Genomic DNA, 25,908 nt, shown 5'->3' on the forward strand with positions numbered 1-25,908 from the left:
CACCCAGCTCACCGGCGGCAGCGACCTCGACGCCGACGGACGCCCCGACCTCGTCGCCGTCGACAAGGCCGGCGCCCTGTGGTTCTACAAGAACACCGGCAACGTGGCGGCCCCCTTCGCCGCGCGCAAGAAGATCGGCACCGGCGGCTGGACCGCCTACAACCAGATCACCGCCACCGGCAACATCGGCGGCGCCCCCGCCGGCGACCTGATCGCCCGCGACAAGAACGGCGTCCTCTGGCTCTACCTCGGCAAGGGCGACGGCACCTTCACCGCCCGCAGGCAGATCGGCGGCGGCTGGAACGCCTACACCGACACCCTCGGCATCGGCGACGCCGATTACGACGGCCGCCCCGACCTGTTCGCGTACGGCCCGAACAAGACCGCCTACTTCTACGCCGGCACCGGCGACCTCCACAGGCCCTTCGCCACCCGCGTCACCAGCCCCGCCCTCACCGGCCTCCCGGCCCACGACCACCTCTCCTGACCCCGCCTCGTCCGCCCGCCAGGAGGTCCCCGCCGCGTAACGAACCGGACAGGAGACCCGAGTCGCCGGCGAGCGCCGGACGGGGAACGGGTGTGGCCCGGGCGGGCCGGCACCACCAGCGAGCCGAAGACGAACGGGAAGGCCCGACAGGCGGGTGGTGGCGGACAGGACGACCGCCCCGCGCCCGAAGGGGGGACGGGGCGGGTACGGGCGACTCCGGCCCGCACGGCGACCGTCCCGCCCGGGAAGACCCGGCGGGACGGGAGGGGGCACTTCTGCGGCGGTCCTTCGTCGCCGCGGGCGCGGTGGGTGCGGTGCCCGGGCGGTCCGGACCCGCTGCCGGTGGTGAAGGCGGGCCCTCCGTCAGTATCCCCAGCCGGCGTAGACGGTGACGTTCCTGCCGTTGTCCTTGGCTCCGACGCACACGTCACGCCAGTCGAGCAGCCAGCCGCTGGAGCGGCAGCTCTCCCGCTGGAGGCCCAGTTGACGGATGATCTCCGGGCGGGACAGGCCGTCCTCGCTGGTGACCGTCATGGCGCGCCAGCAGCCGCCGGAACCGCAACTGATGCCCTCCTCGGTCATGGTGATGCCCGGCGGCAGCGCGGGGAGGGCCTTGGACGGCGGGGCGTCCGCGCCTTCGCCGAGCAGCAGCGCGTACAGGAGGCCGGCCACGAGGGTGAGGGCGAACTGCGCCCCCAGGAAGCCGATCGCCCCGTTGCGCAGGGAGATCCACTTCTGGGGAGGGGAGCTTTCGTGCCGTCCTTCCAGCCCCGCGCCGCAGGCGATGAGCAAGGGCGCGAGAACCGTGAACAAGAGGTGCGCGTCGGGCCCGGGGGCCTCGATCCAGCCCTGCTGGACACCGATCAGCAGACCGGCCCCGGCGAGCAGCGCGCCGCCGATCACGAAGCCGACGGAGCGGGTGCGGGCGATCGTCGTCCAGACGACCGCGGGCGCGACGGCGAAGAAGACTCCCAGGACGGTCAGCATGTACGGGGGGACGTGCGACCCCGAACACCCGGTTCCCCACGTCCCGGGCCCGCCCCGGGTGCGCAGGCCGGACGGTCATGCCGCGAAGGGGCGGGGCAGGGGCGGGACCGTCGTACGGATGGCACAACACCGGTTCCGGCACGCGCCGCTGCGACAGGTCGTCCCCTCCCGCGAACGACGTCCGGGGGCCGGGACCCGTGAACGTCGACCTGAAGGTCCGGGAACCTCGTGAGCACGCGGCCCTGCCGGAAGCGCTCGTGCCCGTAGAAGCACACGTCCACGATTCCTCCGGCGCCCACGTCGGCGAAGGCCGGCGGCCGTTTTCCGCATCGGCTCGGGTCAGGAGGCTGCCTTCTCGTGCTGTTCCGCCGACGGACGGGCCTGCGCGCCCCGTGTCCTGGACGTAACCCGGCGGTACAGGAAACGGACCGTCATCACGGCCGTCGAGAGCGAGTACAGGCCGAACAGGACCAGAGAGACCGTGTCGAAGAGATCCTCGTTCTGGCGATGCGGGGCGGCGATGAGCCCCATCACCGGCCACAGCCCCCACACGATGGCGAGGTCCTTCGCCTCCTTGCCCATCCCGCATCCCCCTTCACGAACAACCGGTGAAGCATACAGCCGGGCACATCAGGACGGCCGTCCGGAAGGCGCAGGCCGGACACCCGGGCCTGCTGGGCGGGAGCAGGCCCGGAACGCCTGCTGCGGTCCGGGCGGGGATCGTACGGCCGCTCCGCCCGGTGCTCGACGGTGCGTTCGCCCGCCTTGCTGAGCCGACGGAGCAGGGAGGGTCCGGCGCGCGGATGCCCCGCCCGGGGAAGGGCGGGGCATCGACGGCGTAGGGCGTACGGAGTGCGGGGCGGGGTCAGTCGGTCGTGCCGCGGCGGCGGAAGAGGGCGAGCGCGACACCGGCCGCGCCCGCGCCGGCCAGAGCGGCGCCGCCCGCGAGGACGAGGCCGTGGTCGACGGCGGTCGGCTCGACGCCCGCGGCGACGGAGCCCTTCGGCACGACGACGGTCTGGGGGGTGTGCGCACCGGTCCTGGCCTGGGGGCGGACGGTGGGCGAAGCGGAGGGCGCGGGAGCGGTGGGCGTGGCCTGCTCCGTCTCCTCGTCGTCCGTTGCCGTGGTGCAGTCCTCCGGCACGGCCGGGAAGCCCAGGCCGGCCCACGGGATCGGCCCGCTGTGGACGCGCATCTGGAGGCTCGGGATGGGGTCGCGCAGGCCCTTGATGCGGGCGCCGCCGTAGAGGGCGGTGAGGTGACCGGCGTCGAGGGTCGCGATGACCTTGCCGTTCTGGCTGAGCCTGGCGACCGGGCCGTCGGGGCTGTTGGTCAGGGCCATCGACACGCCCTTGAAGGGTGCGGCGGCGTGGCGGGTGACGGTGCAGCCGTCACGGACCTCGCTGAAGTCGCCCCCGCTGGGGTGGGGGTTGCGCCAGGACCGGACGGTGCCGTCGGCCTCCAGGATGACGAAGACGGTGCCGAACTGGTCGCCCGCTCCGCTGCCGTCCGCCTTCAGCTCCCCGGTGGTCTTGCCCCGGGGGTCGTGGAGGACGGCCAGGTAGGAGCCGGTCGCGACGCGGTAGAGGGCGGCGTGGCCGCCGTCCGCGAGCGGACGCCGTCCGAGGCTCTCACCGGCCGGAGTCGCCGGGGCCGTGGTGGCCGGGGGCGTCACGGTGGAGGGCGTGGTGGCCGGGGGCGTGGTGGTGACAGGGACCTTCGCCGAGAGCGTGGGAGCCGTGGTGGCGGGTGCCGGGCCCGGTGTGGTGGCGAAGACGGTGGTGGCCGGGGCGAGGACCGCGCCGGCGACGGCGGCGACGGTGACGGCGGTGCGGAGGGCGGAACGCATGACGACTCCAGTGCGACGAGTGGCGGTGAGTGGAGGAGAGCCGCATGCCGCCTGCTCTGTCGGGTGGGGCCGTTGAGGCTTGGCGGGGCTGCAAGGAGAAACGTACGGATCTTGTGCGACAGAACCCTCCGTACCGTGTCACGGGCAGGTGACAGAGATCTCGGGGATCCTTCGGGGGAGCCCGTAGCCACCCGCAGGCGCGGACAGCAGCCACCGGACGGCCAGGTGGGGTGGTGGCAGCCGCGAGGGGACTCCTTCGCGGCGTCACCGCACCGGAGCCCTGCCGAGCAGGGCTCTCCGTCCGGGGACGGTCGTGACGGTCCGGCACCGTCCGTGCCCGAGGCTGGTGTCAGTGGCCTGGGGCATGATGCGGAGCGCGAGGCGGCCGGCCCGACAGGGACTCGGGACGTGCGAAGCCGTCCGCCCAAGGAGGTGTTCTGTGCACGGGCCGGTCACGGACGACGAACGGGCCGCCGAGGAGCGGCGACTGCATCACGAGAGGTGGCAGTGGGGCGGAAGGCTGCCGAGCCGGAGGCTCCGCGCCGTCCGCGGAAGCAACGTCCTCGGCCTGCTCGACTTCGACAGCGACCTGGTGCACGCCCTCGGCGCCGCGGGGGCCGACGTCCAGCGTGCCGTGGCGCTGCTGGCCGCACGCCGGGCGTGCGAGAGGGCCGGTCTGACCACCGTGCCGTGGGTCGCCGGCGCGCTCACCGCGCTGGCGGAGGGGCGTCCGCTTCCGCCGCCCTTCGACGACACGGCCCGGATGTGGGAGACGCTGCGCGCCACGCCGCTCGCGCCGGGGCCGCCGGTGCGGGGCGCGGTGCCCCCCGGACGACCGCCCTACTTCCCCCCGACGCCCCCGGGATGGGCATGGATCGAGACCTCGGAGCCGGGGGACGACGGGGCGAAGCACTACGAACTCGGCCGGCTGCCGGAAAGCCCCCCGCCGACGGTGTCCGACGTCAAGTCGTCGGCGGCACGCGCGGGCGCCGGACGCGCCCCCGCCTTCGTCACCCCCATGGCGCTGACGCACCCCGCCCGCACACCACAGGTCCGCGGACCGATCTCGCAGCCGCACTTCGCCCTGCCCGCCGTGCTCGCCGCCGCCGAACCCTCCCCGCTCAAAGCGGCCCTGGACGCGGTCTCGCACGCACTGGAGACGTACGGAGAGCACTACCCGGAGTTCCTGGAGGAGGTCCGGCCGCTCTGCGCCCGGCCCGGGAAGCCGCGCTGAGGCACCGTCTGCCCGCAAGCCTGCGGCAGAGGGTCTTCACGTGCCCGCGGGAGACGACCGGGCGGCCGACGCCGCGGGGCGAGGCAGGGGCGTCGCCGCACCGGCGGGCCCCGTACCTCGCCTCGTACGCCTCGTACGCTTCGTACGACAGCGGCGAGGGCGCGCCCGCGTGAACACGTGGGGCGCTGCACCGCGGCCGTGACGTCCTGGCCCGGCACGGGTTCCCCGCGCGCCGGTCGGGCACGGGGGCGGTCGGGCACGCGGGCCGGCCGGTTACGCGGGCGGGTCGTCAGCGTCCGAGGACCGCCATGGCCGCGTTGTGGCCGGGGATCCCGCTCACCCCGCCGCCCCTGACCGCGCCCGCGCCGCAGAGCAGGACGTTGGCGTGGGCGGTCTCGACGCCCCAGGGGCCGGTGCCCTCGTCCGCGTAGGGGAAGGAGAGGTCACGGTGGAAGATGTGTCCTCCGGGGAGCCGCAGATCGTGTTCGAGGTCGAGCGGCGTCTTCGCCTCGATGCAGGGCCGTCCCTCGCCGTCGAGGGCGAGACAGTCGGCGAGCGGCTCGTCGAGGACCGCGTCGAGCTCCGCGAGGGTCGCCCGGAGGAGGGCGGCGCGGGTGGCCTCGTTGTCGGCGGCGAACAGCCGGGCCGGGGCGTGCAGTCCGAAGAGCGTCAGCGTCTGGTGGCCGCTCCCGGCGAGCTCCGGTCCGAGGATGCCGGGGTCGGTCAGCGAGTGGCAGTAGACCTCGGACGGCGGCGCGCTCGGTAGCCGGCCCGCGGCCGCCTCGGCGTAGGCGGCGGCCAGCTGGTCGTATCCCTCGGCGATGTGGAAGGTGCCCGCGAACGCCTCGCGGGGGTCGACGGAACGGTCGCGGAGCCTCGGCAGCCGGGTGAGGAGCATGTTGACCTTGAGCTGGGCGCCTTCGGCGGGCACCGGCGGCAGCTCGCCGAGGAGGGCGGCGAGGGCCTGCGGCGAGGCGTTCACCAGCGCGTGCGCCGCAGCGACCACACCCTCCTCCCCGGCCGTGCGGTAGGTGATCTCGGCGCGCTCGCCGTCGGTCTCGATCCGCACGGCTTCGTGGCCGGTGCGGATCTCCGCGCCGGCGGCGCGGGCGGCGTCGGCGAGCGCGTCGGTGAGAGCGCCCATGCCCCCCACGGGAACGTCCCAGTCACCGGTGCCGCCGCCGATCACGTGGTAGAGGAAGCACCGGTTCTGGAGCAACGAGGGGTCGTGGGCATCGGCGAAGGTGCCGATCAGCGCGTCGGTCAGGACCACTCCCCGGACGAGGTCGTCGGCGAAGTTCTCCTCGACGGCCATGCCGATCGGCTCCTCGAACAGCATCCGCCAGGCCGTCTCGTCGGCCACGCGGGCGCGGAGCTCCTCGCGGGACGGCAGCGGCTCCGTGAGCGTGGGGAAGACGCGCTGGGCCACCTCTCCCATGCGGCCGTAGAAGGCCTGCCACGCCTCGTACTCCCGGTCCGAGCCGGTGAGGGACGCGAAGGACGCGCGGGTGCGCTCGCCGCCGCCGCCGACCAGCAGGCCGGTGTCGCCCTTCGGGGTGTACGACGCGATGGACCGCTTCCGCACGGCGAACCGCAGCCCGAGCTCGCGCACGATCTTCTGCGGCAGGAGCGAGACGAGGTAGGAGTACCGGGAGAGCCGGGCGTCCACCCCGTCGAAAGGCCGGGTGGACACGGCGGCGCCCCCGGTGGAGCCGAGCCGTTCCAGGACGAGGACGGTGCGTCCGGCGCGGGCCAGGTAGGCGGCGGCGACCAGTCCGTTGTGGCCACCGCCCACGATGACGGCGTCGTACGAGCGCTGTGCGGTCATGCCTTTTGCTAACACGGGGAAATCGTCCGCGAAACCCCCCACGGGCGTGATCACGCGGTCGCCCGAGGGCGGGCCGAGGCCCGGGTTCCACCTGTTTCACCTGATGGCCGTCGCGTCCAGGTGCCGTGCGACACCGGGCCCCGGAAGCGGTCCTCTGGTTTCCCGGCCATGCGCCACCCGCATGGACCACGCCCCACGCCGGTGGAATCGCCCGGGGTCTCTCGTCCGGGACGGGAAGCCCAGCCCCGAAGACACACCCCGTCCGGACCGACGCACGGCCCCGCGCCGTCCCGCGCCACTCTCAGGAGACCGAGAGGCGAGGGGGAGGGGCGCGGAGCGCGACCGTGTCCGTGACCGGCACGCCCGACCGCACCGTCACCGAAGCCGGCAAGCGAGCGGGCAGACCTCAAAGTGGGCTCGCGGATGCCGGGCCCCTGGCGGGTCGTCAGCCCGTCGTCGCGTGGCGGCCGGCCGGGCGGGCCAGGCCCAGGTGGCCGCGCAGCGTGGTGGAGGTGTACTCCGTGCGGAAGACGCCGCGTCGCTGCAGCTCCGGGACCAGGCCCCGGGTGATCGCCGTGAGGTCGTGCGGGAGGGCCGCCGGGCGGAGGCGGAAGCCGTCCAGGCCGGCGGAGCGCCAGTCGAGCAGCAGGTCGGCCAGTTCGGCGGGGGTGCCGGCGAAGATCTCGGCGTCGGAGGCGAGTGCGGCCCCGGCCACCTCGTCCAGGCGTGCCCTGCGGAGGGCCGCCGCACCCGGTTCGTCGTCCAGGAGGACGACGAGGTCCGCGAAGGTGCGCAGCGGGCGTTCCGTCACGTTCCTGCCGGTGCGCTTCACGGCCTCGGCGACCTGGGCGAGGATCGCCGCCGCGCCGGCCCGGTCGTGCGGGGTGACCGCGACGACGTCCGAGCTGAGCGCCGCGAACTCGTACGGCGTGGTGGCGTGCGCGAGGCTCACCACCGGCGGCTGTCCCTGGGGGCTGCGCGGGGTGATCGACGGGCCCTTCACGCTGAAGGTACTCCCCCTGAAGTCGACGGGGTGGATCTTGTCCCGGTCGAGGAAGCGGCCCGTCGCCGCGTCCCGTATCTCCGCGTCGTCCTCCCAGCTGTCCCAGAGCTGTCGCGCCGCCTCCACCACCTCGGCTCCTTCCGCGAAGAGGGCGCGCAGGGGCCGTGCGACGGACTCCGGGTCGGTCACGTCGTCCTCGGTGAGCCGGGGCACGGCCCGGCGGCCGAAGTGGGCGGCGTCGGCCGCGCGGGACGAGATCTGCGGCCGCCAGCCGGCCCGTCCCCGGCTGGCGTGGTCGAGGGTCGCGATGCCGATGGCCAGGTGGAACGGTTCGGTGTGGGTGACGTTGGCGGTGGGGACCAGACCGATGCGCGTGGTGAGCGGGGCGAGGTGGGCGGCGAGCAGCACCGCGTCGATGCTGCCCCGGACCTGGTCGGTGCGGTTGTCGGGGACGTGGAAGGCGGCGGACTGGAGGCCGAGGGCGTCCTCGAAGGTGACGAAGTCGATCAGGCCGCGTTCGGCCTCGGCGACCAGGTCGGTCCAGTAGGCGGCGTCGAGCAGCTCACCGGGCCGGGCGCCCTGTTCGCGCCAGGCCGCGGGGTGCCAGCCCGCGCCGTCGAGCGCCACGGCCAGGTGCAGCGGGGCGGCCGCACCGTCCGGGGCGTCCGCGGTGTCGGGGGCGCTGGCGGGTGTGCCGGTCATGCGGAGGTCTCCTTGTCGTCGTGCCCGTCGTGCCCGCCGATCCCGCTGTTCCCGCCGTACCTGCTGGGCCCGGCGATTGCGCCGTGCCCGCCGTGCCCGCCGCGCAGGCGTCGTCCGGGGCCGCCCCATCGGGCCGGACGGGGTGCGGCGGACAGGCCCAGGTGGTCCCGGAGGGTGCCGCCGGTGTAGTCGTCGCGGTGGACGCCCTTCTCCTGGAGGATCGGCACGACGCGGTCCACGAAGTCGTCCAGGCCGCCCGGGACGAGGTGGGGGACCAGGACGAAGCCGTCGGCGCCCTCGGTCTGCACGTAGTCGTCGATGGCGTCCGCGACCGTCCGCGGGCTGCCGACGAACGTCTGCCGCCCGCCGACCTCGATGACCAGCTCCCGGATGGAGAGGTTCCGCTCCTCCGCGAGCCTGCGCCACTGCCGCGCCGTCTCCGCCCGGCCCTTGCGGAAGACGGAGTGTCCCTCCAGGAGAGGGACCTCGTCCTCGGGCTCGACGTCGGGCAGCGGCCCGTCCGGGTCGTAGCCGGACAGATCGCGGCCCCAGACCGCCTCCAGGTGGGCGATCGCGGTCTGCGGGCCGACCAGTCCACGGCTGATCTCCGCCGCGTACGCGGCGGCCTCCTCGTCGGTGTCCGCGACGACCACGCCGGCGGTGGGGAGGATCAGAAGGTCGTCGGGGCGCCGGCCGTACGCGGCCAGGCGGCGTTTCACGTCCCGGTAGAACTCCCGCGCCGCGTCGATCCGGTTGTGCCTGCTGAAGACGACCTCGGCGTCGGACGCGGCGAACTCCCGGCCCGTGTCGGACTCGCCGGACTGGATGATCACGGGGTGGCCCTGCGGGCCGGGCGGGGTGGTGAAGCGGCCGGAGATGTCGAAGTGCCGCCCCTGGTGGGTGAAGCGGCCGGCCCCGGGGGCGATGAACTCTCCCGTGCCCGCGTCGGCCTTCAGGTCGTCCTCCGACCAGCTGTCCCACAGCTTCCGTGCCGCGGTGAGGAACTCGGCGGCCCGGGTGTAGCGGTCGGCCTCGGGGAGGAAGCCGCCCCGGCGGAAGTTCTCGCCGGTGAAGGCGTCGTGGCTGGTGACCACGTTCCAGGCGGCCCGGCCGCCGCTGAGCCGGTCCAGGGTGGCGAACCGGCGCGCCACCTCGTACGGCTCGTTGAAGGTGGCGTTGACCGTGGCGGCGAGGCCCAGACGCGTGGTGACGGCGGCCAGGGCGCTCAGCACGGTCAGGTTCTCCGGGCGTCCCGCGATGTCCAGGTCGTAGACCCGCCCCTTGTGCTCCCGCAGCCGCAGCCCTTCGGCGAGGAAGAAGAAGTCGAACTTGCCGCGCTCGGCGGTTCGCGCGAGCCGGATGAAGGAGTCGATGGATATCTGGCTCTCGGAGCGGGGGTCCGACCAGACGGTCACGTTGTGGATGCCGGGCAGCTGGGCTGCGAGATGCACCCGTCTTCCGACGGTGGCGGGCACGGTGCGGTCTCCTCCTGCCGGGTACGGCGGCGAAACGGGGGACGGGGTCCTTGCGCTGCCGGCGGGGGCAGGGCGCGGGAGCGGAGCGGGACGGCGACAGGAGCGTGGGCGGCGTGGTGGCTCTCCGAGCCTGCCCGCGAGGGGCGGCCCCTGCCCAGGCCGACCGGGCCCGCTTCACGAGGTGTTCATACCGGGGCGACGGACGCCGCGCCTTCGGCGGAGGACGCCTGCCGGAGCGCGCGGCTCTCCAAGGCGTCGCTGGGCGCCTCGGTGGAACCGGACGGCGGGACCCGTACGCAGACCGAGGTGTTCAGCCGGCTCACCGCCCGCGTCCCGGACGGGTGGCCCTGCGCCACGGGACCGTTGAGGGGCGGGGCTCCGTCGAGTACCGCCGGCGGGCCCATGCCGGACGTGTCCGTGCGCCTCGATCCGCAGTGGCAGCTTTTTCGGCCGGCGCGGAGGGCGCCGAGGGCGCGGTTGCGCTTCGCGCTGCCCGGTAGCGCCACGGGATTCGTCTACGGGCACGTCACCTTCGCCGCGGTCGGGTCCGCCCTGGGCGCGCGTGGCGGCTCTTCACACCGGCGGCGGCCCCCGGAGCGCGGTGCGGGAACCTCCGGGGGAGGGTCCGGCCCCTGAGGGCCGGAGGGCCACCGGAAGGACGCCCGGTGGCCCGTGGCCCGGTGGCTCGCTGGGGAGGGGAGGCCGGGGGCCGGGGTCAGGAGCCGGCGGTCGGGAGGCCGAGGAAGAGGTCGAAGTAGGCGCCGACGGACAGGAGGAGGCCGAGACCGCCCAGGACCGCGCCGGCGACGGCGACCGCACGGACCCAGGCGGGCTGCCGAGGGCCGCCGAGGGCGAGGGCGAGGACGAGGACGCCGAGGAGCAGGGCGAGGAGGGCGAAGACGCCGTTGACGAGGGCGACGCTGTGCCAGGCGTCACCGTAGATCTCGCTGATCTGCTCGGCGGGGGTCCCGGTTCCGGAGGTCTTGATCTGCCCGATCAGCGTCTCGCGTTCGGAGACCACGCGGCCGGCCCAGGAGCCGGTGAGGGCGACGACGGAGAGGGCGGCGGAGACCACGGCGGCGGCGCCGGCACCGATGCCGGTCGCCTGCGGCGCGGACGACTCGGCATCGCTCTCGTCGCTCTCACGGGCCTCGTCGGTCTCATCGGCCTCGTCGGTCCCGTCGGCCAAACTGTTCGCGTCGTCCGCGTCGTCCTGGCTGCCCGTGACGTCGGTGTCGGCGTCGTCCGCCGAGTCGGCCGCCTCGGCGCGCCGCGCCGTGGTGGAGTCGTCCGCGGCGGCGGATCCGGCGTCCGGCCCGGACGCCGTCTCTTCGGGCTTCTCGGTGATCTTCGTGTCCATGGGGCGCACGCTAGGCGCCGTACATGAGAACGGTCTTAACCGGCCGGAGCCGCCGGCTCGCGCGGTCACCGCGCGCCGGATATCGGACGATGTGATGACCGCATCGATATGCTGCCTCGTCTTCGAGGCCAGGAAGGACCGCACCATGAGCAGCAGCGACACGAGCTTCTCCCCGTTCCCCGAGCAGACCGAGCTCCGGGGGGAGGGGCTCGTCCTGCGGGAGTGGACGGAGGCGGACGTGGCCGCCATGCCGGGGCTGTTCGAGGACCCCGACATCGCGTACTGGACCCCGATCGTCTCGCCGTTCGACGAGCAGGCCGCCGCCATCAGGCTGCGACGGGCGCGGCAGCTGCGGGAGGACGGCGTGACCCTGCTGTTCGCGATCACCGTCGACGGCGGGGCACCGCTCGGGGAGGGGATGATGCGGCGGATCCCGGGCGGCTTCGAGCTGGGGTACGCCGTGGGTCCGGCCCACCGGGGGCAGGGGCTCGCCGCGCGGACGGTGCGGCTGATGGCCTCCCACGCCGTCGAACGGCTCGGGGCGGAACGGGTGATCCTGGAGCTGGAGGCGGAGAACGCCGCGAGCGTCGCCGTCGCCACCAAGGCCGGTTTCGTCCTGCTCGACGTACCGCTGATCGAGGGGGAGGAGAAGGGGCGCCCGTTCGTGCTCCAGACCTGGGGCCTGCCCGGGGCCTCCTGAGCCGCCGCCCCGCCCCCCGCCGCGCCCCTCGCCCCACCGGCCACCACTCGTCGGCCGTCACCCGCAGACCACCGCACGCCGCGCCCCCGGCCGGCCTCCGTGACCTTCCCCGGCCGGACCTCGACCCGGCAACGCCCCGCAGGCGACCGGGAGCCGGGGCCGCGGGGGCGTCCGGCGGGCGTACGGTGGTCGTCGCCTGGGGTGACAGCCGCGGGTCGGGGTCGGCGGGGTCCCGGATCCGCCGTCACCGGACGACGTGCGCGCGCCGGCCCGCCGGCCGCGCGGCGTCCTCGGCGGTACGCAGCGGCAGCTCGCCCGGGTCGGCGCCGCCCGCTCCCCCTCACCCGGGCGCGCCCGCCCCGTCCGGCCCGCGCCTCCACGAGCAGCGGCAGCCCGTCGCCGCCGCTGCCGAGCAGCGGGGACGCCCCGACGGCGGCGCCCGGCAGGGCCGCGGCCCCGGCGTCCCCGATCACCCTCACCGCCGCGGGAGGGAAGGCGAGCGCGGACGGCGTCACTCCGTGGACCGCCGTCGGGTCGGCGGCGCCCCGGACCCGGCCGACGGGCTCGACGAGCGAGGACTCCGCCCGCACGGTCCGGACGGCCACCGCGCGCGGCGTCGCCGGACCGCGCTCCCGCGCCGGACCGCCGGACGGCTCCCCCTTCCCCTCCCGAAGGGTGAACTCGGCTCCCGCCGCGCGCAGTCCGTGCGCCGCCCCGCAGCTCACCTCCCACCCCGCCGCCGCGTGCAGCAGCGGGAACGGCGCGTCGGGCAGCGTGTCGCCGTGCAGGAAGCACCGGGCCTCCGGCCCCCGCAGCTCGGGATGCTGGTCGGGGTACCGGTGGCGCACCCGCTCCTCGGCGAGGGCGTGGACCTTTCCGTACGAGGCCTCGGGGCCGAGCCGGTCCAGCGCCGCGAGGAGCGCGTGGCCGAAGTACCCGCGCGTGGCGTCGCCGATCGGGGCCTCGTGGGCCCGCTCGTGCTCCCGGCAGCCCGCGAGCAGCACGTGCCCGTGCCCCGGCCGCGCCGCCCGGCCGCCCGCGCCCCGCGCGGCGCCGCCGTCGGTCACCACGGCTGCCACGCCACCCCGCGCGACACGGCCCCGGCCGGCGCGGAGCGGTCGGCGCCGCCCGAGTGGCGGCAGTCCAGGACGGCGGCGACGTGGGCCCCCGGGCCGCGGTCTCCCCAGGAGCGCGCCCGGTTCGGTGTCCCACGGAAGCGGACGGCCGCCCGGACGCAGGCTGTCGGCACAGAGCAGGGCCTGGCTCGTCCCGGTCGCCGCGCGCGGGTCGTTCGCCGGCCGCTCGGTCCCGTGGCCGCTGGACCAGAGCAGGGCGGTCTCGTCCGGGCCGCCGCTCCCCAAGTGCCGCCGGATGGCGGCGAGTACGGCGTCGCGAGTGACGGCCGCCTTCCGCAGGGGCAGGACGTCCGCGCGGATCCCCTCCTGGCGCCGCGGCCGTTCCTCCGCCGCGATCACGTCGTTGACGCAGCCGGTGAGCGGCTCGCCGGGGTGGTCGTCGATGCCCACGAGGAGGGCGCGCACGCTTCGTACGCGCCGATCCTGCCAGGCGCCCGGTGCGCGGCCCGGTCGATTCCGGGGCGGAGGCCGGACGCGATCGGGGCGACCGGACGCGGGGATGGTAGAACCGGTCCTGGCCTCCCGCCGAAGGGAGTCGACCAGGACGGACCCGCCGGAGCCGGCGGGCCGGACGGACCCGCCGGATTCGACGGGCCGGACGGGGCCGTCGGAGTCGGTGGATCGCACGGAACCGTCGGAGCCGGTGGATCGGACGGTCCTGCCGGATCCGATGGTCCTGCCGGCTCCGACGGTTCGGGCGGACCCGCCGGTTCGGGCGGACCCGCCGGAGCCGGCGGGGGACGAGAAGCGCGGAAGAGGAGAGCGGACGTGACCGATGGGGCGCGGAACCCCTATGCCCCCGGCCCCGGCCAGGGGTACGGACCGACCGGCGGCCGGACGGACGGTCACGGGCAGCCCTGGGGCCCGCCGCCCGCCGGCCCGGGAGGAGGGCCGCCGCCCGGTTCGACGGGCGGACCGCACGCCTCGGGGCAGCCGTGGGGCCCGCCGCCCGCCGGTCCCGCGTGGGGCCCGCCGCCCCCCGGCGGCCCGGGGATCCCGCCGCAGCCCGGCTACCCGCCGTCCGTGTCGCCGCGTTCGGGCTGGGAGCGCTTCCGCGAGGGGGACTGGCCGCCGTTCACGGACCTGGTGCGGCGGGTGCGGCTGCACGGCTGCGCGTGGGCCGTGCTGCTCGTCTGCCTCTGGCCCTTCCTGCTGCTCGCCCTCGGCTACCCGCTGGCCCGGTCGGCGGCCCGGCAGGCCCACCGGAAGTTCCCGGTCCGGGCCTACCCCCGCGTGGTCGACCCGTTCATGAAGCGGGTGCAGGACACCCGTGCCTGGACGGCGCTGGCGGCGAGCGCGCTGATCTTCGTCGTGTACGGGGCGGACCAGGACCTCGCGGACCTCCAGGCCCAGTACTTCCTCCGGGTCACGACGACCCCCTGGCTGCTGCTGCTCACGGCCCCCCTCGTCATCCTGGCCGTGTTCCGGATGGCGCCGCCGTCGGCGCGCCCCCACATGCGGGCCAACCTGGCGGCCTCGGGCCGTGCGGCCCTCTGGTACTTCGGGGCGTTCACGGCGCTGCCGCTGCTCTTCGCGGCCATGGTGACGCTGAGTCAGGGATTCTCCACGCTGCAGCCGGTGTTCATGATCGGTCTGATGGGGCCGGTGTTCTGGATGCTCTGCTACGTCGTCTTCGCCTCCCTCACCCTGGTCCCCTCCGTCTTCGGCGTCTCCCGGATCCACGCCGCCCTCCCGGCCCTGGTCACCGGTGTCCTCGTCTGGGAGGTGGCCGGTGTCGGCGTGGTGGTCTCCGGCATGCCGCCGGGCCCCCTCCTCGTCCAGCTCTGCGCCGTCGTGGGCGGACCGGCTTCCGTCACGGCGGTGGCCTGGTGGGAGATCACCCGGCTCCGCGAGCGGTACGGCGTGACGCTGCGGGCCCGGACCGGCTCTTGACCGTCCGGCGGCCGCGCGCCGCGCCGCCGCTCAGCGCAGGCCGGGCCGGACCAGGCCCGACTCGTAGGCGTGGACGGCGGCCTGGGTGCGGTCGCGCAGCGAGAGCTTGGTGAGGATGCGGCTGACGTAGGTCTTCACGGTCTGCTCGGCGACGACGAGCCGCCCCGCGATCTCGGCGTTGGAGAGGCCCTGCGCGATGAGCGTCAGGACCTCCGTCTCGCGCTCCGACAGATCGCCCAGGCGGCTCGCCGACGGGGCCCGGGCGGCGGGGCTGAGGCGGGCGAACTCCGCGATCAGACGCCTCGTCAGGTGCGGGGCGAGCAGACCGTCGCCGCGGGCCACCACCCTTACCGCCTCGGCCAGTTCCTCGGCGGAGGCGTCCTTGAGGAGGAAGCCCGACGCGCCGGCGCGCAGCGCCTCGTACACGTACTCGTCCAGGTCGAAGGTGGTCAGGATCAGCACCTTGACGGTGGCGTCGGCGGGCGACGTCAGCAGCCGGGTGGCCTCGATGCCGCCGACGCCGGGCATCCGTATGTCCATCAGGACGACGTCCGGGGAGAGTTCGGCGGCCCGGGCGACGGCGTCGGCGCCGTCGACGGCCTGGCCGACCACCTCGATGCCGGGCTCGGCGTTCAGCAGGACGGTGAAGCCCTGGCGGACCATCACCTGGTCGTCCACGATGAGCACTCTGACGACGTCGTTCATGTCACGTCCTTCATGTCACGTCCTTCGTGGCGGGGGAACGGGCGCGGGGAGGACGGCGGTGACCTCCCAGCCGCCCTGGGGCGTGGGACCGGCGGCGAACTCGCCGCCCAGCATGGCCGTGCGCTCGCGCATGCCGAGCAGGCCGTGGCCGGGCTCGCCCGAGGAGTGCGCGGCCTTCCCGCCGGTGCGGCGGGAGGGGGCGGTGCTGGTGACGCGGACGGTGAGTCCCGCGGGGTGGTAGTGGGTCGAGACGGTGGCCCGCGCGCCGGGAGCGTGCCGGATGACGTTGCTCAGCGCCTCCTGGACGATGCGGTACGCGGAGAGTTCGGTGCCGGGGGAGAGCGGGCGCGGCGTCCCCCGGGTCTCGGCGGAGACGTCCAGCCCGGCGGCCCGCACGGTGGCGAGGAGGTCGTCCAGCTGGGCGAGGGTGGGCTGGGGCGCGTGCCGCGCGCCGGCCGCGTCCGCCGGGTCGCCGGCGCCGCGCAGGACGCCGAGCACGTGCCGGAGTTCGGCGAGGGCGTCCACGGCGTTCTGCCGGATGCCCGCCAGGTTCTCCCGGAGCTCGGGGGACGGATCGGCCACCAGGTGCGGTGCGACCTGCGCCTGGATGGAGATGACCGACATGTGGTGGGCGACGACGTCGTGCAGCTCGCGGGCGATCCGGCCGCGTTCCTCCAGCAGGGCCCGGCGCGCCCGCTCCTCGGCGGTCAGCACCTCCTGCTCGACGAGCCGGCCGCGCGAGACCCGGGCCGCGCGCAGCGAGCAGCCCAGGGCGACGGCGAGGGCGAACGCCAGGGCCCCCTGCGCGAGGGTGCCCAGCTGGGGGACCCCGCGCGGCACGACGGCGCCGGCCCCGGTCAGCAGGGAGACCCCGAGGGCGGCGACCGCGGCGGCGGGCCGCACCCGCAGGGCGAGCAGCAGCAGGACCAGCGCGTGCAGCGCGATGCCGGGAAGGCTCCAGGGCCAGCCGACGCCGAAGACCGCCGAGGTCAGCGCGGCCGTGACGGCGAGCGTCCCGCCGGAGAGCCACAGGGCGGCCGACGGACGGGCGAGCGCGACGACGGGCGCGGCGCTCTGCAGGACGACGAGGAGGGGGACGGCGCCGGTCGCGGGCTCCATGAAGGACTCGTACTGGTTCACGTCCCAGATGCCCATGAGGACGCAGAACAGCACGATGTGCCCGTGGGCGAGCCGGCCGAGGTGACGGTGGCGCGGCAGCGGGTCGCGGCGCCCCGGCCGCAGGTCGGCGCGGACGATCCGCGGCGCCTCGCGCAGGAGAGGGGGGACGGCGCGCAGCGCGCCCGTGCCCCGGTTCGGATCCGTCACCGTGCTCCCCCCGTACGGTTGATCGTTTCTCTGCCACAGCCTAGGCACGTCGTGCCTCCGTCCGGGGGTCGGGTCGCCGCTTCGGGGCGAGGGGAAGGACGTGGGAAGGGATGCGGGGAAGGACCTGAGGGGGGATGCGGGGAGAGGAGCGGGGGGAGACGACGAGGGGCGGGGCGAGGGGAGGAGCGGAGGGAGGCGCGAGGCGCGGGGCGAGCGGAGGCGCGAGGGGCGGGGCGGGGCGAACGCGGTGCCGGGGCGTCCCGCCGTTCTCGTACGGGTGGAAGACCGCGCAGCAGACCAGCAGCGCCACCGCGAACAGCGGCAGCCAGCCGAGCCGGGCGAGGACCCAGGCGGGGGAGTCGGGGACGGTGTGCAGCCCGGTCAGCGGCCCGTCGCCGAGCAGCTGCGCGGCGAGGAGTCCCCCGGCGGTCACGGCGATCATCGCCGTCTGGTGCCACAGGAACACCGTCATCGCGCGGAGGTTGAGCAGCGCCACCGCCGTCCAGACGGCCGGCCGCCGCAGCACGCGCCGCAGCGGACCGAGCAGCAGCACCGCCCCGCCGCACTGGGCGAGACCGAAGGTGACGGCGGCGAGCGTGGGCGGGTTGAGGTTGGAGACCGGGGCGCCGGGCACGCCGACCATGGAGCCCGGGTACCCGCCGAAGGCGACGAGCAGACCGGTCGCCGCGCCGCCGCAGACCAGCAGCGCCCGGGCCGCCGACGGCGCGAGCGGCCCGCGGCGGGCGAGGAACGCACCGAGGCAGTACGGCACGAGCCAGCCCGCGGGCAGGTTGAGCCAGCCGATCGCGTCCGGCCCGTCGAGCCCGAAGCGGACCACGTCCACGTGCAGGACGACGGCGAACGGCCACAGCGGATGGAGCCGCGCGACGAGCGGGGTGGCGGCGGTGAGGGCCGCCAGGACGAGCAGGAACCACAGCGGCGACAGCACCAGCCGGGCCAGCGCGTACACGGAGGTCCAGGGCACGCCGCAGGCGAGCATGCCGACCGCCGCGACGAGCCAGACGGCGAGCAGCGCCCCCACCGGACGGAACAGCCGGTTCAGCCGGCCGGCGATCCACCGGCCGCGGCCCTCGCCCCGGGCCGCGGCGGCGGCGTGACCGCGGGCCGCGACGTACCCGCCGACGAGGAAGAAGACGGCGAGGGTCTGGAAGACCCAGGAGACCGGAGTGAACGCCGGCAGCGGCCCGAGCGGGCTCTCCACCCGCAGCGTCCCGCTGTCGGCGACGAGTGCCGTGACGAGCCAGTGCCCGAGGACGACCCCGACGATGGCGAGGGCCCGCAGCGCGTCCAGGGCACGGTCGCGGTCCGGCGGGGTGGCGGCGGACACGCGGAGGACGAGGTCACGCACGGTCGGACTCCTGTCGGTCGACGGTAGGTGGTCGGCGGTGGGCGGTCGGCGGTGGGTGATCGGGTCCTGCGCGTCGGTGGTCGGCGAACGGTCGCCGGTGGTCCGGGCGGTTGGGTTCACGCACGGTCCGGCTCCTCTCCGCCGACGATCAGCGCGAGACTGCGCAGGGACACCGACCCGGGCGCGAGGTAGTCGCTGTGCCCCCCGTCGCCGGCCGCGAACGCGCGCGCCCCGAACCCCGGGTCCGTCGGGTCGGTCCCGAAGCCGAGTTCGGAGCCGGCGAGCAGGGGCACGCGCACGTGCGGTATCCCGCCGATCCAGTCGCCGTCCGACCGACCGGCCCAGACGGCGGCGTCCGTACCGAGACCGGTGACGTGGTCCGAGCCGGTGCCGGGGCTCCCGAAGAGGACGACGGCGGCGACCGGGAGCCCCGGGGCCGCGCGGGCGCACACCACGGAGCCGTACGAGTGCCCGAGGAGGGTGATCCGGGCCCCCGGCCGCATCCGCGCCAGCCCCTCCACGAACGCGCGGAGCCGGGGCGCGGCCTGGTCGGCGCGACCGGGGGTGAGGGAGGCCGCGCTGCCGGTGGCGGGGGTGCGGTAGCCGAGCCAGGCGACGACGGCCGTCCGCCCGCCCGCAGCGCCCTGGAGGGCGACCGCCCCGGCGCGGAAGCGGCCGTAGGCGTCGAGCCCCGTGTCGGCGCCCGGCACCAGCACGGCGATCCGATCGGCCCGCGCGAGGTCGCCCACCACCTCCGCGCTCCGCCCGCCGTCCCGCCCGTCGAACTCCAGGAACCGGCGGTCCGCGCCGGCCATCTCCCGCAGCGACGCGGCCCGCCGCCCCGCCCCGTACTCCTCCGCCGTCCGTCCGGCCTCCGCCAGCGCCACCCGCTCGGCCGCGTACCGCTCCTCCAGCCGCGCCGCGAGCACGTCCGCCGTCCCGGCCCGCAGCGGCGCGACGGCGGCGGGCACCGGCGCCGGCACCTCGGCGGGCCGCGCCGCGCCGGCGACGGGCACGGCGACGGAGGCGGTGACGAGACCCGCGAGCACGGTCCGGCGGAACCGCCCGGGGACGGACGCGAGGGGACGACGACGGGAGCGGGGACGGCGCGCCATGGGGTTCCTTCCGTACGGTGGTGCGTTCCGTCACGGACGGTAGGAAAGGCGGCCTGTCGTCCGCGTCCCGCCGCGGAGCCGACTTGGCGTGTAGCTCTCAGGTATGACAAGGGGGCACGCCCACCGGGCGTCCTCCCGTCGTCCCTATCTCGTCGGGTTTCGGAGGCGGACCGGTCCCCTCCCGGCCGGTCCCCTCCCGGCCTCTGCTTTCGACCGGCCTCTGCCTTCGACCGGCCTCTGCCTTCGACCGGCCTTCTCCGGCCGGTCCCGTTTCCGACCGGCCCCTCCTCCACACGGTCCCTTCCTCCGCGCGACCCCTTCCTCCGCACGGCCCTTCCTCCGCACGGCCCTTCATCCGCACGGCCCCTCGGAGATGCCCTCCGGCCCGCGAGTGGGCAGGCTGGTGTCCCGTATCCGGCTGTCGGCAGGGCGCGCGGGGAGGACACCATGGGCGGTACGAGGTCGGAGGACCCCCGCGCACGCGGAAGCGCGCGGCTCCTCGCCCGGCTGGCCGTGCTCGCGGCGCTCGGCTCGCTCGCCGTGCTGGCGCTGGCCATCGGCGAGGGCGGCCTCGAGATCCTCGTCGCCGGCTTCCTCGGCCTCGTCGTCCTCGCCGTCGGCCTCTGGTGGTTCGTCGCGCACCGCGGCGCGCTGCGGCTGCTCGGCGCGCTGCTCGCGGTCGCGGCACCCGTCGGCGTCCTCGTGCTCTTCGCCCACGACGGCCTGTGGCTCACCGCGCTGCTCCTCGTCCTCTGCTGGGGCGCCGCGCTGGCGTGCGCCCGGGCGGCCCTGCGCAGGTCGCGCCCGCGGAGGACGACCCCGGCGCGGCCGGCGGCGCGGCCGGAACGGCCGTTCCTGATCATGAACCCGAAGTCCGGGGGAGGGAAGGTAGGCCGCTTCGACCTGGTGGAGCGCGCCGAGGCGAGGGGCGCGCGGGTGTTCCTGCTGGACCCGTCCGCCCCGGTCGACGTGGCCGAGCGGGCCCGCCGGGCGGTGGCCGAGGGGGCGGACCTCCTCGGCGTCGCGGGCGGCGACGGCACCCAGGCGCTGGTGGCGGCGGTCGCCGCCGAGCACGACCTGCCCTTCCTCGTCATCTCCGCCGGCACCCGGAACCACTTCGCCATGGACCTGGGACTGGACCGCTCCGACCCGTCCCGCTGCCTCGACGCGCTGACCGACGGCGAGGAGCTGCGGATCGACCTCGGCGACGTCGACGGCCGGCCCTTCGTCAACACCGTCTCCTTCGGCGTCTACGCCGACGTCGTGCAGCGCCCCGAGTACCGCGACGACAAGGCGGGCACGGCGCTGGCCCTCATGCCGGACCTGCTGCTCGGCGACGGGGTGCGGCGGGTGGACGCGCGGATCGACGGCACGGACCTCGTCGGCCAGCAGGCGCTGCTCGTCAGCAACAACGCGTACGTGTCGCCCGACGAGATCAGCGGCGCCGGCCGCCGGCCCCGGCTCGACGACGGCGAGCTCGGCGTGCTCGGGATCCGCGTGGAGGACGCGGCGCAGGCCGCGGACCTGGCCGTGCGGGGCACCCAGTCGATGGGGCTGACGGTCCGTTCGGCCCATCGCGTCGAGGTCACCGCAGAAGCGGACGAGATCCCCGTGGCGGTCGACGGCGAGTCCCTGCGGATGCCCGTACCGGTCGTCTGCACCCTGCGCCCCGGCGTCCTGCGGGTCCTGGTGCCGCGCGACCGGCCCGGCGTGGTCGTCCCCATCCCGCCCGTCCGGTGGCGGCGGATCCTCGACCTCGCCTTCGGCCGGCGGTGAGCCGGCCGTCCCCACAGCCTCCGGCACCCGCCGCCGACCGGTGGTCCTCCGGGCACCGCGGGCCGGCGGCGAGCGGAGGCGGCGTCGCGTCCGTCTTCAACGCCGTCGTCGTGGCCGGCCTCGTGTCCCCCCTCGACAGCATCTGACGCCCCGGACGCGCCCATGCCCCGCCCAGGACCCCACAGCACGTCCGCCCCCACATCCCGGACGCACCCACGCCCCGCGAGGCCGCGTCCCGAGGAAAACGCCTCGACAGGCGGGGTGCGGAACGGGGACGCTGCACGCGATGACGAGAATCGACGACACACCGACCGCGTGGGACGAGCGCACCCAGCTCACCACCTTCCTCGACTACGCGCGCGACACCGCCCGCGCCAAGTGCGACGGCGTCTCCGCCGAGGACGCGCGCCGGGCCCTCCTGCCGGGCTCGCCGCTGATGACCCTCAGCGGACTGGTCAACCACCTGCGCTGGGTGGAGTACTACTGGTTCCGCGTGGTCTTCCTCGGCGAGGAGGACCAGGGCCCCTGGACCGAGGAGGACCCCGACCGCGAGATGCGGATCGCGGTCGACTTCCCGCTCGCCACCCTGCTCCGGGAGTACGCGCAGGAGAGCGCCCGCCACCGCGAACTGGTCGCCGCGCACGCCCTGGACGCCCGCGCCGAGCGCCCCGTCCGCGACGGCGTCCACGTCGACCTGCGCTGGATCCTCCACCACCTCACCGAGGAGACCGCCCGCCACAACGGCCACCTGGACATCCTGCGCGAACTCCTCGACGGCACCACGGGCTGAAGCCCCGGGCAGAAGGCGTCGGTCGTGTGGCTGTCGACTGGGTCGCTCGCTGGTGCCGCCCCTGAGCACCTTGTTCAGCGCATCCGACGCGCTTTACGGCGCCTTCGGTACCGCATTCACCTCACGGAAGGCCGCCGCGTCGGGACCTGTCAGGCCGTCACCTCCACCCTCGCGAGCCGGTCACCTCGCGAGTTCCCTTTCAGCGTTCCAGTGACTGACCCGGGGGTGCGCGGATAGGGTCACGCCATGGTGGGGCTGAGAACATTGCAGGGGTACCTTCTCGAAGAGGTCCTTGCCTGGTTGCTGAGGTCCAGTGGGTACCGTCTGCTGACGGAGAAGGACGACCCAACCAGGCCGCCGTGGAAGGTTCTGGAGAAGCGCAAGCACGGGCTGGTGGTGCGAGGCCGGGGAGCCTGGCACCAGGCGGACACTCTGGGTGAGTTCCCGTACGTGCCTCCGTTCTCCCTTCCGATACGCCTGTTCGCCGAGGCGAAGTTCACCGGCCCCAAGGTAGGTCTTTCCACCGTGCGCAACGGTCATGGCGTCGTGCATGATCTGAACCAAAACCTCGTCACCACATGGAGCGACGGATCAGGTCCCCGCCACCCGAGGACGCGCTACCACTACAGTTACGCGGTCTTCTCGACATCAGGGTTCACCCTGGATGCTCAGGAGTTCGCACTCGCCCATCAGATCTCCCTCATCGACCTGTCCTTGCCCGACTTCCAGCCCCTGTGCAACCTGGTCAGGGTGGCTGCGAAATCGGTCTACGACGCCACGAAGACGATGCCGCCGAGCCGACGGCCCACCGTGTACGAGATCCGCACCTACGTGCGTCGACCTCTGCTGAACCTGTGGGATGAACCCGTAGACCTTCCTTCCCCGGTGACCGGCCCGCTCGACACGCTGGCAGCGGGACTGCGCCGGTCGTCACTGGGACTCGTCCTGGCTTTCCCCGCAGCTCCTTTCGTCCTCGGGCTCGTCTCGAACGATCTTCACGCCTTTCTCGGACACGCGCTCGAACAGCCCACCCACGCCGTCCGCGTGCGGAGGAACCACCGGACGGTGGGACATCCACTGTGGTTCATCGAACCGCGCGAAGGCTCTTTCTACCGACTGACGTTCAGCTTGCCGGAGCAGGTGGAGGCATGGATCCTTGACCAGGAGGAGGGAATCCGGGTCCGCTCTCGTTGGACCGCGCGAAACCTGCTCTCCGCCATCACCCTGTACTGGGTCGACGAGAACCACACCCACACCTTCCGGCTTCACTACAGCCCGGATGAGTTCCGCGAGGTCAGCGGGAGAGCGAGCTCTCCCGGCAACGACTTCGGCGTGATGCCCGACCTCTTCTGAGCCCGAAGGTCTGGCAGGCCCCTGCACGCTGTGATCGGCCTTCAGCGAAGGGGAAGGGAGCGAGGTATGGCGAGAGCTCCCCACGCCTCGGTTTCCCTCCGATCAGGTTTTCCCGAACTTCAGGACACGTAGTGCGGTCGACACGCACATGCCGGAACCCGTTCCATCTGTTCACCGGAGGATTCAGAATTGAGGCAGATCGACACCCGTCTCATCCAGGCCGCGGTCATAGGAGGGCGCGACTCGGACCGGCCGGTGATTCTCCCTGAACAGCCGCACAATCTCGACGAATTCCTCCGTCAGTTCGGGAGAGACGACTTCTGGTGCGGCACCCTTCTCGGTGGCTGCGGAGAGCCGCTGCGCCCCAAGCGCTATGTGACCAGGGTGTGTCACTTCGCCCACGAGGCCGATCCCGGCCGTGGAGAGTGCCATCGGACCGTCCATACCGCGGACGGCGCCGACCATTTGTTCATCAAGGCTCATGTCACTCGCTGGCTGGCGACGCAAGGGCACGCGGTCCAGGGAGAGCTGCGCACTCTTGGGCACTGCCCCGGTGATGCCGTGGACTTTCGGCTGCACCGTACGCATACGCATCTCCGGTTCGAGCTCCACTCCGAGGACTACCAGAGCTGGCGCAAGGCGGTGGAAAGCCTGGGCGCGAAGGAAGGCCACATCGAGTGGGTCTTCGGCCAGGACGACGCACTCGCACGCGACGTGGTGGCGCGACGCGGATACGCGCTGCTTGTGAGGTGCGAGACCGAGGGAAGCGACCGCCGTGTGTTCATCGGCACTCTGACCGATGGAAGAAAGACGCCCTGGGAGCCCCTGGAACGGTGCCGGATGACCGGCAGCGGGCTCGCCACCCCCGCACTCGAGGAACTGCGTGCCGAGGGAGCGGTTCGTGACGACGGCATCGCCAGCGAACCGTTCCCCGGCAGCCTTCCTTTGTCCGGCGGACGAATCGTGTTCGCCGTGGATACCGGCGCAGCGCCACCGACTTCCTCACCTCTCACCACGACCGGTCGGTACTTGGTCCCGGGCTTCGTCAGACCCGCAGGCAGCCGTATAGTCCGGACCCACCTGTCTCTGCCCGACGCGGTGCCGGCTCCCACGGACGAGTACGTCTATCGTCTCGCGGGCTCCGTTCGGCTGCTGGTCACGGACATCGTCGAAGGGAACGGCTCCTTGTGGGCGGTCGAGGCCGACGCCCTCATGAAACTCAACGGCCTGGAGGCGGAGCGCACCGGGCTGTGGCGTCCCAGTGTCGCGCTCGACGAGAGGCAGGCTCCTGCGCCTCGCTCCTCCGGCACGTGTGAGCGGACGCCGCTCATCGAATCGGTGCCCGGCGACTCCAAGGCGCCGGAGACCGCGCCGGGGAGAGCGGCCGAAGTGCTCAGGAAGGAACTGGAGAAGGTCGCGGCGAAGGGCACCACGATCACCTGGAACGAGCTGACCGGGCGACTCGGCAGGTGGGTTGACGACTTGCCGGACTCCAAACGCCAGGAACTGCTGGTCGCGGTGGACAAGCCGCGGATTCCCGGCCGCCCGTTGCTGAGTGTCCTGATTGTCACCCACATGGGCAGACCCCTTCCCTACCTGGGGCGGGTGCTGAACCGCCTTGGAGCCGCCGAGCCGGCTTCGGAGTTCGCTCTGCAGCAGTGGGCGGTAGCCGAGGCCAAGAAGGCGCACGAGGCCTACCGGCACGGACGGTCACGAGTGCCGGCCACCACGCCGTCCGCTGCGCGCCGACCCGTCGCCGAGGGGAAGACGCCCTCCGCGAGCGACCTGAGGCAGGCTCAACACGGGCGTGCGGAGATACGGGAGAAACTGGAGGAGGCGAAGAGGACCCGGACCCGGACGAAGGGAATGCGTGTTCAGCGCCTGTCGGAGGCGATGGCGCAAGGAGAGGCGCATCTTCGACGGTACGAGGAAGCCCGCTCCCATGGGCGGGCCCTCCGCGTCTGGCTGGATGAGAGCGACCGAGTCCTGGATCTTCTCGGCCGTCTGATCGGCCGGCCGATCACCGCCCATCCCGAGAGGACGGAGCATCGGGCCACCTCTTCCGAACCGAAACCGGCCAAGACCGTCGAGCAGAAGCCCGTCGAGAAGAAGGATCCGAACCTCAGGAAGATCCGACGCCTGCTCGGCGAGATGGACCGGACCCAGGAACAGCGAACCACGGAGGAGCTGCTGGGGCTGCTCGACGAGATTGCGAAACACCGCGACTGGCTCGCCCGGCCGCTGCCTGCTGCGGAGACCAAGTTCGTTGAGCGGTGGCAGCGCAGAGTGGAGGACCGGAAGTCCGCCGAGCGTTCTGCCCAGGCGGTGGCTACGTCGCAGAACACATCGGCGAAGGCGGGGCGCGCGGTTGAACAGCCGCAGGGCGATCGCCTGTCGCCCGAGAAGATCGCCAGACTGGCTCGAGGTGTCCGTGACATCCTTGAGGAATTGGCCCGTGTCGACGGAACCCCCATGAGTTGGGGGGACCTCCGTCTCAGGATGGGCGGCCAGCTTCCACCCCTGCACTCTGCCGATCAGATCGCGTTGCTCGTCACGGTGGACCGGGACACACCGGCTGATGAGCCGCTCCTGTCTGCGTTGGTCGACAGCACCGCCGCCGCGCCGCACCGGCTCTACCGCCAGGTCCGCCTGGGCCTCGGCCGGGGAGCAGTTTCCGACACAGAGCTTGAGGTCCATCGCGCCACGGAGGCCCTGCGGTTGCGGGGGCTCTGGCGCCACCGGCGGTGAGCGGCTCGCGGTATCCGTGCCGGCAACGGGACGTTGCGCGTCGAACCGGCACCTGGGCGCTGCGGTCCGGAT

19 protein-coding genes are annotated in these 25,908 nt (G+C 74.1%); 8 read left to right on the plus strand and 11 right to left on the minus strand.

The genetic code is table 11. The features are described from left to right. Positions 1–487 (plus strand): FG-GAP repeat domain-containing protein (locus IE287_RS36085; RefSeq protein WP_189853641.1); only part of this gene is annotated, 487 nt, incomplete at its 5' end. A 363-nt stretch (positions 488–850) separates the two neighbouring features. Here IE287_RS36085 and IE287_RS36090 read toward each other — a convergent pair. The 3 genes from IE287_RS36090 to IE287_RS36100 form a co-directional block, all read right to left on the minus strand. After that, entirely contained in the window at positions 851–1,474 is a 624-nt protein-coding gene (locus IE287_RS36090) for a hypothetical protein (protein ID WP_189853642.1), read from the minus strand. 339 nt (positions 1,475–1,813) lie between these two features. Next, positions 1,814–2,056, minus strand: coding sequence for a hypothetical protein (locus IE287_RS36095; RefSeq protein ID WP_189853643.1), 243 nt, complete (start codon positions 2,054–2,056; stop codon positions 1,814–1,816). 283 nt (positions 2,057–2,339) lie between these two features. Continuing rightward, positions 2,340–3,323: a hypothetical protein gene (locus IE287_RS36100; RefSeq protein ID WP_189853664.1), complete on the minus strand. Its 984-nt coding sequence runs from the start codon at positions 3,321–3,323 to the stop codon at positions 2,340–2,342. 439 nt (positions 3,324–3,762) lie between these two features. Between IE287_RS36100 and IE287_RS38940 the strand changes: the two genes are divergently transcribed. Beyond that, entirely contained in the window at positions 3,763–4,557 is a 795-nt protein-coding gene (locus tag IE287_RS38940) for a hypothetical protein (RefSeq protein ID WP_229883968.1), read from the plus strand. 289 nt (positions 4,558–4,846) lie between these two features. Here IE287_RS38940 and IE287_RS36110 read toward each other — a convergent pair whose 3' ends face one another. The 4 genes from IE287_RS36110 to IE287_RS36125 form a co-directional block, all read right to left on the minus strand. After that, complete coding sequence (locus IE287_RS36110) at positions 4,847–6,385, minus strand: phytoene desaturase family protein (RefSeq protein WP_189853644.1); 1,539 nt, start codon at positions 6,383–6,385, stop codon at positions 4,847–4,849. Positions 6,386–6,830: 445 nt separating this feature from the next. Continuing rightward, the gene (locus tag IE287_RS36115) at positions 6,831–8,090 is read right to left on the minus strand and encodes an LLM class flavin-dependent oxidoreductase (RefSeq protein WP_189853645.1); all 1,260 of its coding nucleotides are present in this window, start codon (positions 8,088–8,090) and stop codon (positions 6,831–6,833) included. Then, complete coding sequence (locus IE287_RS36120) at positions 8,087–9,565, minus strand: NtaA/DmoA family FMN-dependent monooxygenase (protein ID WP_189853646.1); 1,479 nt, start codon at positions 9,563–9,565, stop codon at positions 8,087–8,089. The genes IE287_RS36115 and IE287_RS36120 overlap by 4 nt, the downstream gene beginning before the upstream one ends. Positions 9,566–10,280: 715 nt before the next feature. Next, entirely contained in the window at positions 10,281–10,925 is a 645-nt protein-coding gene (locus IE287_RS36125; protein ID WP_189853647.1) for a hypothetical protein, read from the minus strand. A gap of 94 nt (positions 10,926–11,019) precedes the next feature. Here IE287_RS36125 and IE287_RS36130 point away from each other — a divergent pair, with 94 nt between their 5' ends. After that, a complete protein-coding gene (locus tag IE287_RS36130; RefSeq protein ID WP_229883969.1) occupies positions 11,020–11,625 on the plus strand; it encodes a GNAT family N-acetyltransferase in 606 nt (201 codons plus the stop codon). Positions 11,626–13,784: 2,159 nt separating this feature from the next. Continuing rightward, positions 13,785–14,654: a hypothetical protein gene (locus tag IE287_RS36135; RefSeq protein ID WP_229883972.1), complete on the plus strand. Its 870-nt coding sequence runs from the start codon at positions 13,785–13,787 to the stop codon at positions 14,652–14,654. A gap of 30 nt (positions 14,655–14,684) precedes the next feature. Here the strand turns inward: IE287_RS36135 and IE287_RS36140 are convergent, their stop codons facing one another. The 4 genes from IE287_RS36140 to IE287_RS36155 form a co-directional block, all read right to left on the minus strand. Next, positions 14,685–15,359, minus strand: a complete 675-nt coding sequence (locus tag IE287_RS36140) for a response regulator (protein WP_189853648.1) — start codon at positions 15,357–15,359, stop codon at positions 14,685–14,687. 15 nt (positions 15,360–15,374) lie between these two features. Then, positions 15,375–16,685, minus strand: a complete 1,311-nt coding sequence (locus tag IE287_RS36145) for a sensor histidine kinase (RefSeq protein WP_229883970.1) — start codon at positions 16,683–16,685, stop codon at positions 15,375–15,377. A gap of 40 nt (positions 16,686–16,725) precedes the next feature. Next, on the minus strand, positions 16,726–18,054 hold the full coding sequence (locus tag IE287_RS36150; RefSeq protein ID WP_189853662.1) for an acyltransferase family protein: 1,329 nt from the start codon (positions 18,052–18,054) through the stop codon (positions 16,726–16,728). Positions 18,055–18,170: 116 nt separating this feature from the next. Further along, the gene (locus IE287_RS36155) at positions 18,171–19,169 is read right to left on the minus strand and encodes an alpha/beta hydrolase (RefSeq protein WP_189853649.1); all 999 of its coding nucleotides are present in this window, start codon (positions 19,167–19,169) and stop codon (positions 18,171–18,173) included. 447 nt (positions 19,170–19,616) lie between these two features. On the opposite strand from IE287_RS36155, the gene IE287_RS36160 reads away from it, so the two are divergent. From IE287_RS36160 to IE287_RS36175, 4 genes are all read left to right on the plus strand, one after another. Then, positions 19,617–20,945, plus strand: coding sequence for a diacylglycerol/lipid kinase family protein (locus IE287_RS36160; RefSeq protein WP_189853650.1), 1,329 nt, complete (start codon positions 19,617–19,619; stop codon positions 20,943–20,945). Between the two features lie 286 nt (positions 20,946–21,231). Further along, positions 21,232–21,735 carry a DinB family protein gene (locus IE287_RS36165; RefSeq protein WP_189853651.1) on the plus strand — a complete coding sequence of 168 codons (504 nt, stop codon included), beginning with the start codon at positions 21,232–21,234 and terminating at the stop codon, positions 21,733–21,735. 246 nt (positions 21,736–21,981) lie between these two features. Continuing rightward, positions 21,982–23,088, plus strand: coding sequence for a hypothetical protein (locus IE287_RS36170; protein WP_189853652.1), 1,107 nt, complete (start codon positions 21,982–21,984; stop codon positions 23,086–23,088). A 189-nt stretch (positions 23,089–23,277) separates the two neighbouring features. Then, positions 23,278–25,836 (plus strand): competence protein CoiA family protein, encoded by a 2,559-nt coding sequence (locus IE287_RS36175; protein ID WP_189853653.1) that lies wholly within the window; start codon positions 23,278–23,280, stop codon positions 25,834–25,836. Positions 25,837–25,908 lie beyond the last annotated feature (72 nt).

Origin of the sequence: Streptomyces omiyaensis (assembly GCF_014650895.1) — a bacterium.
In the GTDB taxonomy this organism is placed as follows: domain Bacteria; phylum Actinomycetota; class Actinomycetes; order Streptomycetales; family Streptomycetaceae; genus Streptomyces; species Streptomyces omiyaensis.